This window comes from Lysinibacillus sp. FSL K6-1151 (assembly GCF_038630755.1).
Lineage (GTDB): Bacteria > Bacillota > Bacilli > Bacillales_A > Planococcaceae > Lysinibacillus > Lysinibacillus fusiformis_D.
Genome location: NZ_CP152040.1, coordinates 3,430,632 through 3,446,254, shown reverse-complemented (window position 1 = coordinate 3,446,254; position 15,623 = coordinate 3,430,632). Strand labels below are relative to the sequence as shown.

Here is a 15,623-nt window from a genome sequence, read left to right as displayed (position 1 = left end):
TGAAAAAGGGATGGCCTAGCGCAATTGCTTGGTCATCCCTTTGTACATATATTATTGATTAATGCGGAATTCTTCCTCAACAAATTGCCCATAATGGCGTGCTTTTTTTATATTTTCTATAACAACTAAGATGCCTAGTGCGACAAGAATTGCTACAATAATAAATGTAAATAAGCCTGGGAATAAATAAGCTTGATTTAAAGCGAAGGATAAAATTAAGGAACCTAAGCCGATATTCGCCTTACTTTTATACCAATTTTTAGCAATTGGTAGTGGAGAACGGAATTGTTTTGTTTTAAAATAGAAATAAAAAACAAAAGATATGATAATCGCAAATACAAATATTAAATTGAGCATAGTAAACCTCCTAGCATAACTAGACATTATTGTAACGATAATTATAAAAAAATGCTAACGGTTCTTACTATCATTTTGGAGGAATGTAAGGTGAAAAGACAAATCATCGACACAATTAAGGCCTTTGAAACAATCATTATTCATCGTCATGTACGTCCAGATCCGGATGCTTATGGTTCTCAGCAAGGTTTAAAAGAGATTATTTTAGCCAACTACCCTGAGAAAAAGGTCTTTGCTGTTGGTGAACATGATGCTTCCTTATCATTTATGGCACAGCCTGATGAAATAGCAGATGATATGTACGACAATGCTTTAGTAATTGTCACAGACACGGCCAATACAGAGCGGGTTGACGATCAACGCTATACAAAAGGAAAAATGGTGATAAAAATTGATCACCACCCAAATGACGATGCATATGGTGACTTATTATGGGTAGATACGACAGCAAGCTCATGCAGTGAAATGATTTATGCGTTGTATGAAGAAGGCAAGGCAGTTGCTAGCTGGCAACTTACAGATGCTGCTGCACGCCTATTATTTGCAGGAATTGTAGGGGATACAGGAAGATTCCAGTTCCCGAGCACGACAGCGAAAACATTTAAAGTGGCTTCAGAGCTGATTACATATGATTTTGATCGAAATCAAATTTTTGATGGTATGTATGAAATGGAGCAAAAGCTACTTAATTTACAAGGCTATATATATCAAAACTTTACAATGGATGAGCATGGAGCTGCCTATGTAAAGCTAACAAAGGAATTGTTAGCGGAATATAATACAGTGCCATCTGAGGCCTCTTTATTAGTAGGCTGCCTTGGCAGTGTTAAAGGGATATGCGCGTGGGTTGTTTTCATTGAAGAAGTAGATCAAATACGAGTACGTCTACGTTCGAAGGGACCTGTTATTAATACATTAGCAAAAGAATTTAATGGTGGAGGACATCCGCTTGCATCTGGTGCGACAGCTTATTCATGGGAGGAAGCTGACCACGTTATTTCAAGATTACAAGAAATGTGTAAGGCGTATCATTAACAGAGAAAAGGAAGGGATTCATTTGACACATGTATATACGAAAATGTATACGAGCGCGGATTTATTGAAAAGCACAATTCGGCTTGAGCAATTGATTCCTTTTTTACAAGAGCAAAAGACACAGGCCTGTGCAATCGTTAATACGAAATTGTACGGGCTTTTGCCTTTTTGTAAAGCATTGCAGCAAGCAAGTATCCACGCTGTCATTGGGCTTTCCGTTAACGTACAGTGGCATGAGAAAACCATCCCTCTTGTTCTGTATGCACAAACGCAGGAGGGCTATCAACAGCTATTAAAGATTAGTAGTGCTATATCCATTAGACAAGACGAAGTGTTGCCTTGGAAGTGGCTTGAGGGATACGCAGCGGGTTGTATAGCTCTGCTTTCCACAAATGATTTTGCAGATTTAGAGGATTGGCATACTGCGGTCACTGCTTTAATTCAGCTATTTCAACAGCAATTATATGTGGGCATCGCTAGACCAGATGGAGTAAAAACAGCGAATGAAGAAGAAATAGTGATTTGGTGCGAAGAACAGTCTATTCCGCTTGTTGCCACTCAAAGCTGTTATTTTTTACGTCCAGAAGATCATTTTGCTTATGAAGTAGCAAGAGCAATTGATACAGGTGATAAGCTAGGAAACACTATGCTAACGGCCGATGTGCAAGGCTATTTTGCACCGACAGCAGATGAATGGCAAAATTGGTTTGCTGATCATCCACAGTGGCTTGAAGCAAGTGTACAAATGCTTGCTAGCTGTAAAGCTGTTGTACCTGAAATGTCTGTGCAAATGCCTAAATTTCCTGTACCTGTAGATGAAACAGCTGAAAGCTTGCTGATGAAGGAAGCATTTACAGGATTAGAAGAAAGATTTCAGCAAATGACGATACCTACAGCCTATCGGGAACGGCTACAATATGAGCTTGAAATTATTTGTTCCATGGGCTTTGCTGACTATTTTTTAGTTGTCGCGGATTTTATGCACTATGCGAAAGAAAATCGCATTTTGACTGGACCTGGTCGTGGTTCGTCCGCAGGTTCCCTTGTGGCATATAGCCTCGCCATTACACAAGTAGATCCACTTGCCTATGGTTTATTATTTGAACGTTTTTTAAACCCTGAAAGAATTACTTTACCTGATATTGATATTGATTTTGTTGATAGTAAAAGACATCAAGTGATTCAGTATGTTGCCCAAAAATATGGCAAAGCCAATGTTGCGCAAATTATTACATTTGGCACACTGTCTGCAAAGGCAGTTGCGAGGGATGTTGCAAGGGTTTTTGGTTTTGAGGCAGAGACATTAGAAAAAATTTCGAAGATGATTCCAAATAAGCCTGGTATTACATTGCAAAGAGCTATGGCAGAATCACATGACTTTCAAAACTGGCTTGCAGACAATGAAAAGCATCAGCGATGGTTCGAGGTAGCGCTAAAATTAGAAGGTCTGCCTAGAAATTCCTCTACACATGCAGCTGGTATTGTCATCGCCCCTTCGCCATTAGTGAATACGGTACCAATTGAAGAAGGGCATGATGGTATTTATAGTACGCAATGGCCGATGGGAGATATTGAAGCGTGCGGTCTCGTCAAAATGGATTTTTTAGGCTTGCGTAATCTCACCATTTTAGAGCAAATACGTTGGTCTATTTATAAAGTGGGAGGACCTTGGATAGAATTTGAACGAATCCCTATGCATGATGAAAAGACGTTTCAACTTTTACAAAAAGGGGATACGCTAGGGATTTTTCAATTAGAATCAGACGGAATGAAACAAGCTTTACGTGATATCCAACCTACGAACTTTTTAGATATTGTAGCTATAAATGCACTTTATCGTCCTGGTCCAATGGATTTTATTCCGGTCTATGCAAGAAGAAAAGCTGGCAAAGAAATGGTTACGATGCCCCATCCAGTGTTAGAGCCTATTTTACAAGAGACATTTGGTGTAATTGTCTATCAAGAGCAGATTATTAAAATTGCCTCAGTTCTCGCAGGATTTACAATGGGACAAGCCGATTTACTGCGCCGTGCAGTGAGTAAAAAAGATCGTCAAGTTTTAGAGGAGCAACGTGCTGCATTTATTCAAGGGGCATTACAGCAAGGCTTTGATCAGCAAGTAGCGGAAGAAGTCTATGAACTGATTGTGCGTTTTGCGGATTATGGTTTCCCTAAAAGTCATGCGGTTGCCTATAGTGTCATTTCCTATCAAATGGCCTATTTAAAGGCGCATTTCCCTCGAAGCTTTTATGCAGCGTTATTATCTAATGCAACAGGTAATGTCGATAAGATTCAACAACTTGTCCATGAGGCAAAGGATAAAGGCATCCCATTTTATCCACCTTCTTTAAAAAACAGTACAAAGTATTTTACAGTAGAAAATGAAGGTATTCGCTATAGCTTATCTGGCATCAAAGGTGTGCCCCATACACTGATAGAGAAAGTGAATACGCTACGTCAAACAAGTCCAGAAGTACTGAATAATATGTTTGATTTGGCTGTTGCCTTAAGTGCACAGCATTTTAAAGCTAAAGTGATGGAAGCATTAATCTATGCTGGAGCGCTTGATTATCTTGAGAAGGACAGGGCTGTTCTTCTCATGACAGTAGACGCAGCCTTAAAACATGCGGAGTTATTAAGACCTACTGAAGATATAGATCTGGCATCAGCTATGACACTTAGTTTTGGTAAGCCAAAATATATGCAGGCAGAAGAGATGTCTCAAAAGGAAAAATTAGTACATGAGAAGGAAAGCTTAGGCTTTTATATTTCTACCCATCCAGTAGCACAAGAAAGACTACACTGGCATGATGTCAATAGTACTTGTCGCGAGTTAAAGCAACTTCGTGATGGTAGTTATGTAAAAATGATTGGTATGATTGAAGAAGTGAAAAAAATTCGTACAAAAAAAGGGGAGCAAATGGCTTTCGTTCAGCTACAGGATGAGTATGGAGCTGTTTCGATTACATTATTCCCTCAAGTTTTTCAACTTGTCCAAGATTTATTGCTAGAGGATGAGATGCTAGTAATTGATGGTGTGTTGGAGAGGCGTTTTGGTAAGCTACAAATCAAAGTAAAACATGCACAAGCGACAAAAAAGATATGAAATGAAACAAGAATATAGAAACTGCATAAATTTTATGCAGTTTTTCCTTTACTTTTGAACGGTTCTTTTGTAAGCTAGAATCAACGTTAAAAAGTGGTCAGACCACTTTTTTGATAAGGGGAGTTAGTCGTATGGATAAAAAAACCGAACAAAAAAAAGTGTTTTTAGAAATCGTCCAACAACTACGTCAACTCATTAAAATGGAAAAAATCCAAGCAGGTGAAAAACTACCCTCCGAACGAGTTCTATCAGAGCGTCTAGGTGTCGGGCGATCCTCTGTGAGAGAGGCTTTGCGAAGCTTAGAATTGCTAGGGCTTATTGAAACAAGACACGGTGGTGGTACTTTTCTTGCGTCCACACATAAGCATCAGCTCGTAGAAATACTGTCGATGTTTATATTAGAAGATGAAAAATCGAAGAAAGATGTCGCATTAACGCGACAAATTCATGAAATGGAAGCAATCCGCGTAATAAGTTGTACAGAGATTCTTCGCACACTACCTGTGTGGGATGGTTTTTTTGTGAAACTAGAAATAGAGGGAGCGGTTAATTGTCGAGATATTTTACGAGAGTTATTGATTACGACAGGGAATCGTCTTTCTTTAAAAATCTGGTTTCAATTAGCAGCTTATGATGGCGACCGTTTAAATCGAAACTCAACAGAAGATGAAAAATTAATCATTCAAACGATGTTAAAATCGATGCAGCTTGGGTACGAAAAAGAAGCATTGAAAGCTTATGAACAGTGGATGAGTACTGTACAAAGCATTTAGCTAACAACAAAGGGGGAGTCGAACATGGCAATACGCAGCTTATTTAGTGGTAATCGAAAAAAGAAAGAGGACGGACAAGAAAAGACATTTCCAGAAGGGTTAATGACGAAATGTCCTGAATGTCGTCACATTCAACTGACAAAGGAATTAGAAAAAAACGATAAAGTATGTACAAAATGTAGTCACCATTTCAAAATGACAGCACAAGAGCGTGTGGACTATTTTTTAGATGAAGGCTCATTCGAATCAATGGATGATCATTTACAAACAAGTAATCCCCTTAATTTCCCAGCCTATGTAGAAAAAATTTCAGCCGACCAAGAGAAAACAGGTTTAAATGAGGCTGTCCTAACGGGTGTCGGAACGTTAGATGGCGAAGAAATCGTCGTAGCAATTATGGATTCTCATTTCCGCATGGGTTCAATGGGCTCCGTTGTGGGTGAAAAAATCACGCGAGCAATAGAAAAGGCAACAGCATTAGGTGTGCCATTTATCATCTTTACTGCTAGTGGTGGTGCTCGTATGCAAGAGGGCGTATTGTCATTAATGCAGATGGCTAAAACAAGTGTGGCTTTAAAGCGTCACAGTGATCATGGTTTATTGTTCATTTCTATTTTAACGCATCCAACAACGGGTGGAGTTTCCGCAAGCTTTGCTTCTGTTGGTGATATAAATATTGCCGAGCCACAAGCATTAATTGGCTTTGCAGGTCGTCGTGTTATTGAAGAAACAGTAAGAGAAAAATTGCCAAGCGATTTCCAAACAGCAGAATTTTTATTAGAGCATGGTCAGCTTGATGCTATCTTCCCTCGCAAGGATTTACGTAAACAAGTTTCATTACTTGTAAAAATGCATACGAAAGGTGGCGTCCAACATGCCTAAAAATTTAGCATTTGAAGAACCAGTCGTACAATTACGAGAGAAAATTGATGAATTAAAAACAATTGCTGCTGAAGCAGATGTAGATATGTCAGGAGAAATCGAAAAGCTTGAAACACGTTTATCGCAATTAGAGCAATCGATTTATGCCAATATGAAGCCTTGGGATCGTGTGCAGGTAGCAAGACACCCAGAAAGACCAACAACTTTACAATATATTGAAGCGATGTGTGAAGACTTTATTGAACTGCATGGTGACCGTACGTTTGGTGACGATGCAGCTATTCTAGGTGGGATTGCCATTTTTGAAGGGCAGCCAGTAACGATTATTGGTCATCAGCGTGGTAAATCGACAAAAGAAAATATACGCCGTAATTTTGGTATGCCGCATCCAGAGGGCTATCGTAAAGCGCTACGTTTGATGAAGCAAGCTGAAAAATTTAAGCGACCGATTATTTGTTTTATTGATACAAAAGGTGCTTACCCAGGTAAAGCTGCTGAAGAACGAGGACAAAGTGAAGCAATTGCTAGAAATCTTGTTGAAATGGCAGGCTTAACTGTACCTGTTATTAGTATCGTCATTGGTGAAGGAGGAAGTGGTGGTGCACTAGCACTAGGTGTAGCAAACCGTGTCTTTATGCTAGAGAACTCAACATATTCCGTTATTTCTCCTGAAGGCGCAGCTTCAATTCTATGGCGTGATGGTAGCCTTGCTAAGCAAGCGGCAGAAGCTATGCGCATTACAGCACCAGATTTAAAAGAACTTGGTGTAATAGATGGCATTATCCCTGAAATAATCGGTGGTGCCCATCGCAATGTGGCAAAACAGGCTCTTTCTATTAAAGAATGCATTAGCGACACACTTCATACATTAAATTCTCTAAATGGAGAACAATTAATTGAAGATCGTTATGAAAAATTCAAAAAAATAGGACAATATACAGAAGCGTAAACATAGTTGTTCATAACAAATGAATGCTCTTATCTGATCGTGTATAAAAAATCTAAGCGTATAAATTTGCTCGTAAAGAGACAAAATTTGTATCTTAACATATTAAAAGGCTATAAAAATTAAAGAAGATAATAGCGCATGATAAACGCCAGACTTCTTGAAGAAATGTTAGATTTAGGATGTTTTGGAATGGAAAGAGTGTGTGAAAGCGCATTCTTTTCATTTTTTATGTAAAAGTTATGTTTTTGTATCCTCAGAGCCCTTACATAGTTTGTTTTTTCATGTTAATGTGAATAATAATAGTAACTGCAGGAGGTTCGACAATGAAAAAAATTGCTGTATTAACTAGTGGTGGAGATGCGCCTGGAATGAACGCGGCTATTCGAGCGGTCGTTCGTAAGGCAGCGTTTCATGGGATTGATGTTGTCGGAATTAAGCATGGTTATGAAGGCTTAATAAAAGGATATATGGAAGAACTTGATTTAGGTGCAGTTGGTGGTATTATTCAGCGTGGTGGTACGCATTTAAATTCGGCCAGATGTCCAGAGTTTAAAGAGGATGCTATCCAACAACAAGGTATTGACAATTTAAGAGCTGCTGGAATTGAAGGACTTGTTGTCATTGGTGGTGACGGGTCTTATCGAGGTGCAATGGATTTAGTAAAAAAAGGTTTCCCTGTTGTAGGGGTGCCAGGAACAATCGACAATGATATTCCAGGAACGGAATATACAATCGGTTTTGATACGGCTCTTAATACAGTCGTAGAATCCATCGATAAAATCCGAGATACAGCTACATCTCATGAAAATTCTTTCATTGTTGAGGTCATGGGGCGTGATGCAGGTGATATCGCCTTGTGGGCAGGCCTTGCTGCTGGTGCTGAAACAGTGTTAATTCCAGAGGAAGATTATAATTTAGATGATATTGTAGCACGCTTAGACCGTGGAGCTGCACGTGGTAAAAAACATAGCATTATTATTGTAGCAGAAGGGGTCATGTCTGGCAGTGAGCTGGCAAAGTTGTTAAATGAAAAAACAGGAAAAGAAACACGCGTTTCAGTGCTAGGTCATATTCAACGAGGCGGTTCACCGACCGCACGAGATCGAGTATTGGCAAGTCAATTTGGTGCACATGCAGTTGAATTGCTAATGGAAGGCAAGGCTGGTCGAGCAGTAGGTATTCGTAATCACCAAGTCATTGATTATGATATGCCAGAAGCTTTTGAAAAAAATCATGAGGCAGATGTAAGCCTTTATACACTAATGAAAGAACTATCAATATAATTTGTTATAAAACGGAGTGGGCAAAAATGAGAAAAACAAAAATCGTATGTACAATCGGACCTGCAAGTGAGTCGGCAGAAACTTTAGAAAAATTAATGGAAGCAGGTATGAATGTAGCCCGCTTGAATTTTTCACACGGATCTCATGAAGAACATGCAGGGCGTATTCAATTAATTCGTGAAGTGGCACAAAAGTTAAACAAACCAGTAGGAATTTTACTTGATACAAAAGGACCTGAAATTCGTACACATAATATGAAAAATGGTGAGCTACATTTAGCAGCAGGCCAAGTGATTGATATTTCAATGACTGAAGTAGAAGGTACTGAGACAAGCTTCTCTGTCACATATGAGCGTTTAATTGAAGATGTTGAGCAAAACTCAATTATTTTACTTGATGATGGTCTTATTCAGTTACGCGTATTAGCAACTGATCTGGAAAAAGGTTTAATTCATACGATTGTTGAAAATGCTGGCGTCCTAAAAAATAAAAAAGGTGTAAATGTACCAGGTGTTTCTGTACAGCTACCAGGGATCACAGAAAAAGACGCGCAAGATATTCTATTCGGTATTGAGCAAGGTGTAGACTTTATTGCTGCTTCATTTGTTCGTCGTGCAAAGGATGTGCTTGAAATCCGTGAATTGCTTGAACAAAATGGTGGTAGTCATATTCAAATTATCCCGAAAATCGAGAACCAAGAGGGTGTCGATAATATCGACGAAATCATCCTAGTATCTGATGGATTAATGGTTGCTCGTGGAGATCTTGGTGTTGAAATTCCAGCAGAAGAAGTACCACTTGTTCAAAAGAAATTGATTTTAAAATGTAATCAAGTAGGTAAACCGGTTATTACGGCAACACAAATGTTAGATTCTATGCAGCGTAACCCACGTCCAACACGTGCAGAAGCAAGTGATGTAGCGAACGCAATCATCGATGGAACAGATGCCATCATGCTATCAGGTGAAACTGCTGCGGGTCTTTATCCAGTAGAATCAGTTCAAACAATGAATAAAATTGCACAGCATACTGAAAATTCTTTAGACTATCGAAAAATTGTTTCTGCCCGTAGTCGTGAAAAAGAAGCGAATATGACGGAGGCTATCTCTCAAGCAGTAGCATATACATCTATCAATTTAGGGGTAAAAGCCGTATTAGCACCAACTGAAAGTGGTAATACAGCAAGAATGATCGCCAAGTATCGACCAGGTGTGCAAATTGTTGCAGTGACAGGCTCTCCAAATACAGCCAATACTTTAACATTAGTATGGGGTGTGTATCCAATTGTTTGTCAACGAGTGACAACAACAGATGAAATTTTAGAGCTAGCTGTAGATGAAAGCTTGAAACATGGTTTCGTTACGCACGGAGATGCTGTTGTCATTACAGCGGGTGTGCCAGTAGGTGAAGCAGGTACAACAAACTTAATGAAAGTACACATTATCGGAGATTTACTAGCTCGTGGTCAAGGGATTGGCAAAGCCTCCGTTGTAGGGAAGACAGTCGTTGCCAAAAATGCTGCTGAGGCACTTGCTTACGATACAGAAGGATGCATCCTTGTAACAGTTGGATCTGATCGAGATATGATGCCAGCTATAGAAAATTGTATTGGTCTGATTACTGAAGAAGGTGGTCTAACGAGTCATGCAGCAGTTGTTGGTCTAAGCCTTGGTATTCCAGTAATTGTGGGCGTAAAAGAAGCCACAACATTAATACGTCATGATCAAGAGATTACAATGGACGCTGAAACAGGAGTTATTTACAAAGGACATGCGAGTGTTCTTTAACAAGTAACGAAAAGCTCTAGTGCGATTTTTTGTACTAGAGCTTTTAAATAAGGTTGTACACATTTTGTGGTAACTTCTTTTCTCTATCAATACTAAGGAATAGACATTCTCTTTGAATGAAGGTATTCATTTTTTTATGAAACTAAATGGGCTATAATAACGTATAAAAGGTATAGCTTTTCATGTAGAAAGGAGAAAAATATGCGTAAAATTTTTCTTGGTTTCGTTGTCTACGCTTTAGCCGAATTGGCGTTATTAATAGTCATTGGACAAAATATTGGTGTTTTAAGTACTTTATTGCTCATTATTGCAACGAGCGTTATTGGTATTTATGTCATGAAGAATAAGGGTATGAATTCTGTCCAAAATGTAAAAAATACGTTGGCACGCGGAGAGGCACCAGGTGCTGCTTTAGTGGATGCATTATTAACGTTTAGTGGTGGTTTGCTTTTAGCATTACCAGGATTTTTAACAGATCTTATTGGTCTACTATTGCTCATGCCATTTTCTCGAAAAATGTTCCAACCAGTTGTCTATTACTGGATGCGTAAAAAAATGAAAAAAGGCCAATTCATTATCGTTCAAAGATAGAGTTTTCCTTTAGCTTTACTGCTAAAAATAAAAAGATAGGGCTAAGCAAGATCCCATAAAAGCCAAACAATAGAATAGAGGCAGCACTGATAAAAAATGTATGGAATGTACGTAATTGTAGCGTATTGGACCAAAGCATTGAATCAGCTAGCTGCCTTGTTAATTGAACAAATAAATACAGTAGTAAAATGGCTACACATAAAAAGGTGTTGCCGTTGAAATAAAAATAAATGCTCATTGGTACAAGAAAAACACCGATTCCGAAAAATGGTAATACATCTGCAAATGCTACAATAAAAGCTTTAATGATGGCTTGTTCAAACTGGAGGATCATAAACCCTGCACAAAGGATTAGTAGGGTAATGGTGAATAATTGAAACTCCACGAATAAGAAGTAATGAAAGAGTTGCATGATTTTTGCAAAATGAGATTGCCACTCATGGCGATATTTCTTAGGGACATATTGAAAAAACCAATAGCGTGATTTCCGTGTCTCTAATAAAGCGAAATAATAAGCGACTAAAAAGATAAACACCTCGATAACATGCTTCATTAATACTTGGAAAAGATCTGCTGTGTAAATGATGATAGAATCAAATATGGACAGTGACTTTTCTTTTAATACTTGTACAAACATGGATTCATATTCACTAAAAAGCGGGAAATTTTGTAATGTCTCTCGAATTTCTGGAAAGATAACAATGATACTGTTAATGGATATGACGACAAGAAGAAAAATACAAGTTAATATGAGTACTTCCACAATAATTGCTGCGATCCAATAGGCAATCCTACAATATTTATGTAAGAAATTTATAACAGGATACGTCGAAAAGGATAAAAAAATTGCAAGTGAAACAGGTAATACAAACCAAAGTATTACTAAATAAAAAATAAAAAGTAAAACACTTGTAGTTCTTTCATATGAAAAATACTTTAAATTCCTCATTTTTACAAATTCACCTCAAATCAATTGATAATACGATTGTCAAAATATACAAAAAAATCTCTTTGGAACAAATATATAGTCGTTCGGACGTCTTTTTCTTTATTTGGAGGATTTTCATTCACAAAGCTGTCAAAAATGATTATAATAGCAATGTAAGCGATTTACTTAATGGTTCATATGAGCAAAAACCATAAATGCAACAAAAAAAACGCATTTATAACAAAGTTTAAATATGAGGGAGCGATAATTTATGTCAGCAACTAAAGGTTTAGAAGGTATCGTAGCAGCGGAATCTAAAATCAGTTCAATTATCGATGACACACTTACATATGTTGGTTACAACATTGATGATTTAGCAGAAAATGCGTCATTCGAAGAGGTAATTTACTTGTTATGGCATACTCGTTTACCAAAAGAGGACGAGCTAGCTGAATTAAAACAACAATTGGCAGACAATATGTCAATTCCGCAAGCGATTGTCGACCAATTCAAAACATACCCACTTTCAACTGTACATCCAATGGCTGCATTGCGTACTGCAGTATCTTTACTTGGTGTATTCGATGAAGAAGCGGATGTTATGGATCCAGAAGCAAACTACCGTAAAGCAATTCGTCTACAAGCTAAAATTGCTACAGCAGTAACTGCATTTGCACGTGTTCGTAAAGGTTTAGAGCCAGTTGAGCCAAAACCTGAATTAGGATATGCTGCAAACTTCTTATACATGCTAAAAGGCGAAGAGCCAGCAGCTATTGAAATTGAAGCATTTGACAAAGCATTAGTATTACATGCTGACCATGAATTAAACGCATCTACATTTACAGCACGTGTATGTGTAGCTACTTTATCAGACGTTTATTCGGGTGTAACAGCAGCAATCGGTGCATTAAAAGGACCACTTCATGGTGGAGCAAATGAGCAAGTGATGAAAATGTTATCTGAAATCGGCTCACTTGAAAATGTTGAATCTTACATTCAAAATAAATTAGACAACAAAGAAAAAATCATGGGCTTCGGTCACCGCGTATATCGTAAAGGCGACCCTCGTGCACCACATTTACGTGTAATGTCTAAAAAATTAACTGAGCTAACTGGTAAACCAGAGCTATATGAGATGTCAGTTAAAATCCATGACATGATCGTGGAACAAAAGAAATTACCTGCAAACGTAGATTTCTTCTCTGCGTCAGTGTATGATTCTTTAGGTATTGATCATGACCTGTTCACACCAATTTTCGCAGTATCTCGTACTTCAGGTTGGGTGGCACACATCCTTGAGCAATATGCAAACAACCGCCTAATCCGTCCACGTGCTGAATATGTTGGACCAGGCATGCAAAAATATATTCCAATCAGCGAGCGCTAATTTGGAAAATATGCTAGAATGTTTGGGACTGTGTTATCACTAACACAGTCCTATGATTATGAATTTAGGAGGCAACAGAATGTCAAACAAAATTGTAGTTGAAAATGGCGTACTTAATGTACCAAATAATCCAGTAATTCCTTTCATCGAAGGTGATGGAATTGGTCCAGATATCTGGGCAGCAGCATCACGCGTAATCGATGCAGCTGTAGAAAAAGCTTATAACGGTGAAAAGAAAATCGAATGGTTAGAAGTTTTAGCTGGTGAAAAAGCATTTAACCAAACTGGTGAATGGTTACCACAAGAAACTTTAGACAAAATTAACGAATACTTAATTGCAATCAAAGGTCCTCTTACTACGCCAATCGGTGGTGGTATCCGCTCTCTAAACGTAGCATTACGTCAACAACTTGACTTATATGTATGCTTACGTCCAGTACGTCACTTTGATGGAGTGCCTTCTCCAGTTAAACGCCCAGAAGACGTTGACATGGTTATCTTCCGCGAAAACACAGAAGACATCTATGCTGGTATTGAATTCGAATCTGGCTCTGAACAAGCTCAAAAAATCATCAACTTCCTACAAACTGAATTTGGTGTAAACCAAATCCGTTTCCCAGAAACTTCTGGTATTGGTGTAAAACCTGTATCTAAAGAAGGTACTGAGCGTTTAGTACGTTCTGCTATCGAATATGCAATTAAACATAAACGCCCATCTGTTACTTTAGTTCATAAAGGTAACATCATGAAATTCACTGAAGGTGGATTCAAAAAATGGGGTTATGAATTAGCTGAAAAAGAATTTGCTGATCAAACATTCACTTGGAATCAATATGATGCTATCAAAGCTGAGCAAGGTGAAGAAGCAGCAAACAAAGCGCAAGCTGACGCTTTAGCAGCTGGTAAAATCTTAGTGAAAGATTCTATCGCTGATATCTTCTTACAACAAATTTTAACTCGTCCAACTGAGTTCGATGTAGTAGCTACAATGAACTTAAACGGTGACTATATTTCTGATGCTCTAGCTGCACAAGTTGGTGGTATCGGTATCGCTCCAGGCGCGAACATCAACTATGTAACTGGACATGCAATCTTCGAAGCTACTCACGGTACAGCTCCAAAATATGCTGGCCAAGATAAAGTAAACCCATCATCAGTTTTACTTTCAGGTGTATTAATGCTTGAACACTTAGGATGGCAAGAAGCTGCTGACATGATCACTAAATCTGTTGAGAAAACAATTTCTTCTAAAGTTGTAACTTATGACTTCGCACGTTTAATGGACGGCGCTACAGAAGTGAAATGTTCAGAATTCGCGAACGAGTTAATCAAAAACCTATAATTTTCTATTCTAAAATAGGAATTATCACTAAAGCGGATAGTTTATTCTGCCGATATAATTAGGGTGAAAGTAAATTTAAATTGAATATTTACGATAAACTTGTTTAAACGAGGGAGTGAGATGTATGTCTCCTCCCTCTTTTAAAATATATAACCTAATTTTAAAGGAGCGTATTCAAAATGTCTCTGAAACGTAAAAAAATCTCAGTAATCGGTGGCGGCTTTACAGGCGCTACGGCAGCATTTTTAGCAGCTCAGAAAGAACTTGGTGATGTCGTATTAGTGGATATTCCACAAGCAGAAAACCCAACAAAGGGAAAGGCACTAGATATGTGGGAAGCAGCACCAATACAAGGGTTTGATTCTTATGTACAAGGCACTTCCAATTATGCAGATACGGCTGATTCGGATGTAGTCATCATTACTGCTGGTGTTGCGCGTAAACCAGGTATGAGTCGTGATGATCTCGTTCAAATCAATCAAGGTGTCATGAAAACTGTTTCAAAAGAAATTGCTACGCATTCACCAAATGCTACAATCCTTGTACTGACAAATCCAGTTGATGCCATGACTTATACAGTATACAAAGAAACTGGCTTCCCGAAAAATCGTGTTATCGGTCAATCGGGTGTTCTTGATACAGCTCGTTTCTGTGCATTTGTAGCACAAGAGCTCAATATTTCAGTGAAAGACATTACTGGATTTGTATTGGGTGGTCATGGTGACACAATGGTGCCATTAACACGCTATTCATTTGCAGGTGGTATTCCGTTAGAAACATTAATTTCTGCCGAACGTTTGGAAGAGATTGTTGATCGTACACGCAATGGTGGAGCAGAAATTGTCAACTTACTTGGCAATGGTTCTGCCTATTATGCGCCAGCTGCGGCACTGATTGAAATGGCTGAAGCCATTATTAAAGATCAGAAACGTATTTTGCCATCTATCGCTTATTTAGAAGGTGAATATGGCTACCATGATTTATACTTAGGCGTTCCTACTTTACTTGGAGCCAATGGTATTGAAAAAATCTTTGAGCTTGAGTTAACGGACAAAGAAAAGGCAGCTTTAGACCAATCGGCAGATGCAGTCCGTAATGTGATGAAAATTTTAGTGTAAATGAATAATGCATCAGCGTTATTAAGCAGATTTTTTCGAGCTTACTCGAAAACGAGCAGGATAATTCCTGCTCGTTTTTTTATGT

13 protein-coding genes are annotated in these 15,623 nt (G+C 38.3%); 11 read left to right on the top strand and 2 right to left on the bottom strand.

Annotation, left to right across the window (positions count from 1 at the left end; all coding sequences use genetic code 11):
- Nucleotides 1-51 precede the first annotated feature (51 nt).
- Nucleotides 52-357 carry a YtpI family protein gene (locus MHI04_RS16510; RefSeq protein WP_036118909.1) on the bottom strand — a complete coding sequence of 102 codons (306 nt, stop codon included), beginning with the start codon at nt 355-357 and terminating at the stop codon, nt 52-54.
- A 90-nt stretch (nt 358-447) separates the two neighbouring features.
- On the opposite strand from MHI04_RS16510, the gene MHI04_RS16505 reads away from it, so the two are divergent.
- From MHI04_RS16505 to MHI04_RS16470, 8 genes are all read left to right on the top strand, one after another.
- Nucleotides 448-1,392, top strand: a complete 945-nt coding sequence (locus MHI04_RS16505; protein WP_089934172.1) for a bifunctional oligoribonuclease/PAP phosphatase NrnA — start codon at nt 448-450, stop codon at nt 1,390-1,392.
- 22 nt (nt 1,393-1,414) lie between these two features.
- Entirely contained in the window at nt 1,415-4,498 is a 3,084-nt protein-coding gene (dnaE, locus tag MHI04_RS16500; RefSeq protein ID WP_342535029.1) for a DNA polymerase III subunit alpha, read from the top strand.
- A gap of 131 nt (nt 4,499-4,629) precedes the next feature.
- Complete coding sequence (locus tag MHI04_RS16495) at nt 4,630-5,271, top strand: GntR family transcriptional regulator (RefSeq protein ID WP_340809335.1); 642 nt, start codon at nt 4,630-4,632, stop codon at nt 5,269-5,271.
- 24 nt (nt 5,272-5,295) lie between these two features.
- Nucleotides 5,296-6,153, top strand: coding sequence for an acetyl-CoA carboxylase, carboxyltransferase subunit beta (gene accD, locus MHI04_RS16490; protein WP_036118916.1), 858 nt, complete (start codon nt 5,296-5,298; stop codon nt 6,151-6,153).
- Nucleotides 6,146-7,102 (top strand): acetyl-CoA carboxylase carboxyltransferase subunit alpha, encoded by a 957-nt coding sequence (locus tag MHI04_RS16485; RefSeq protein ID WP_036118918.1) that lies wholly within the window; start codon nt 6,146-6,148, stop codon nt 7,100-7,102. Before accD ends, MHI04_RS16485 begins: the two co-directional genes overlap by 8 nt.
- A 323-nt stretch (nt 7,103-7,425) precedes the next feature.
- The gene (pfkA, locus tag MHI04_RS16480; RefSeq protein ID WP_036118919.1) at nt 7,426-8,385 is read left to right on the top strand and encodes a 6-phosphofructokinase; all 960 of its coding nucleotides are present in this window, start codon (nt 7,426-7,428) and stop codon (nt 8,383-8,385) included.
- Between the two features lie 26 nt (nt 8,386-8,411).
- The gene (pyk, locus tag MHI04_RS16475) at nt 8,412-10,172 is read left to right on the top strand and encodes a pyruvate kinase (RefSeq protein ID WP_271910704.1); all 1,761 of its coding nucleotides are present in this window, start codon (nt 8,412-8,414) and stop codon (nt 10,170-10,172) included.
- 201 nt (nt 10,173-10,373) lie between these two features.
- A complete protein-coding gene (locus tag MHI04_RS16470; RefSeq protein WP_051891590.1) occupies nt 10,374-10,763 on the top strand; it encodes an FxsA family protein in 390 nt (129 codons plus the stop codon).
- On the opposite strand, the gene MHI04_RS16465 is transcribed toward MHI04_RS16470, so the two are convergent.
- Nucleotides 10,747-11,712, bottom strand: coding sequence for an AI-2E family transporter (locus tag MHI04_RS16465; protein WP_082673687.1), 966 nt, complete (start codon nt 11,710-11,712; stop codon nt 10,747-10,749). The genes MHI04_RS16470 and MHI04_RS16465 overlap by 17 nt on opposite strands.
- Nucleotides 11,713-11,962: 250 nt before the next feature.
- Here MHI04_RS16465 and citZ point away from each other — a divergent pair, with 250 nt between their 5' ends.
- The 3 genes from citZ to mdh all read left to right on the top strand — a co-directional run bounded on the left by citZ (nt 11,963) and on the right by mdh (nt 15,538).
- The gene (citZ, locus tag MHI04_RS16460) at nt 11,963-13,078 is read left to right on the top strand and encodes a citrate synthase (RefSeq protein ID WP_036118926.1); all 1,116 of its coding nucleotides are present in this window, start codon (nt 11,963-11,965) and stop codon (nt 13,076-13,078) included.
- Nucleotides 13,079-13,157: 79 nt separating this feature from the next.
- Nucleotides 13,158-14,420: an NADP-dependent isocitrate dehydrogenase gene (gene icd, locus MHI04_RS16455; RefSeq protein ID WP_036118927.1), complete on the top strand. Its 1,263-nt coding sequence runs from the start codon at nt 13,158-13,160 to the stop codon at nt 14,418-14,420.
- Nucleotides 14,421-14,599: 179 nt separating this feature from the next.
- Nucleotides 14,600-15,538, top strand: coding sequence for a malate dehydrogenase (mdh, locus tag MHI04_RS16450; protein WP_036118928.1), 939 nt, complete (start codon nt 14,600-14,602; stop codon nt 15,536-15,538).
- The last annotated feature ends 85 nt before the right edge of the window (nt 15,539-15,623 follow it).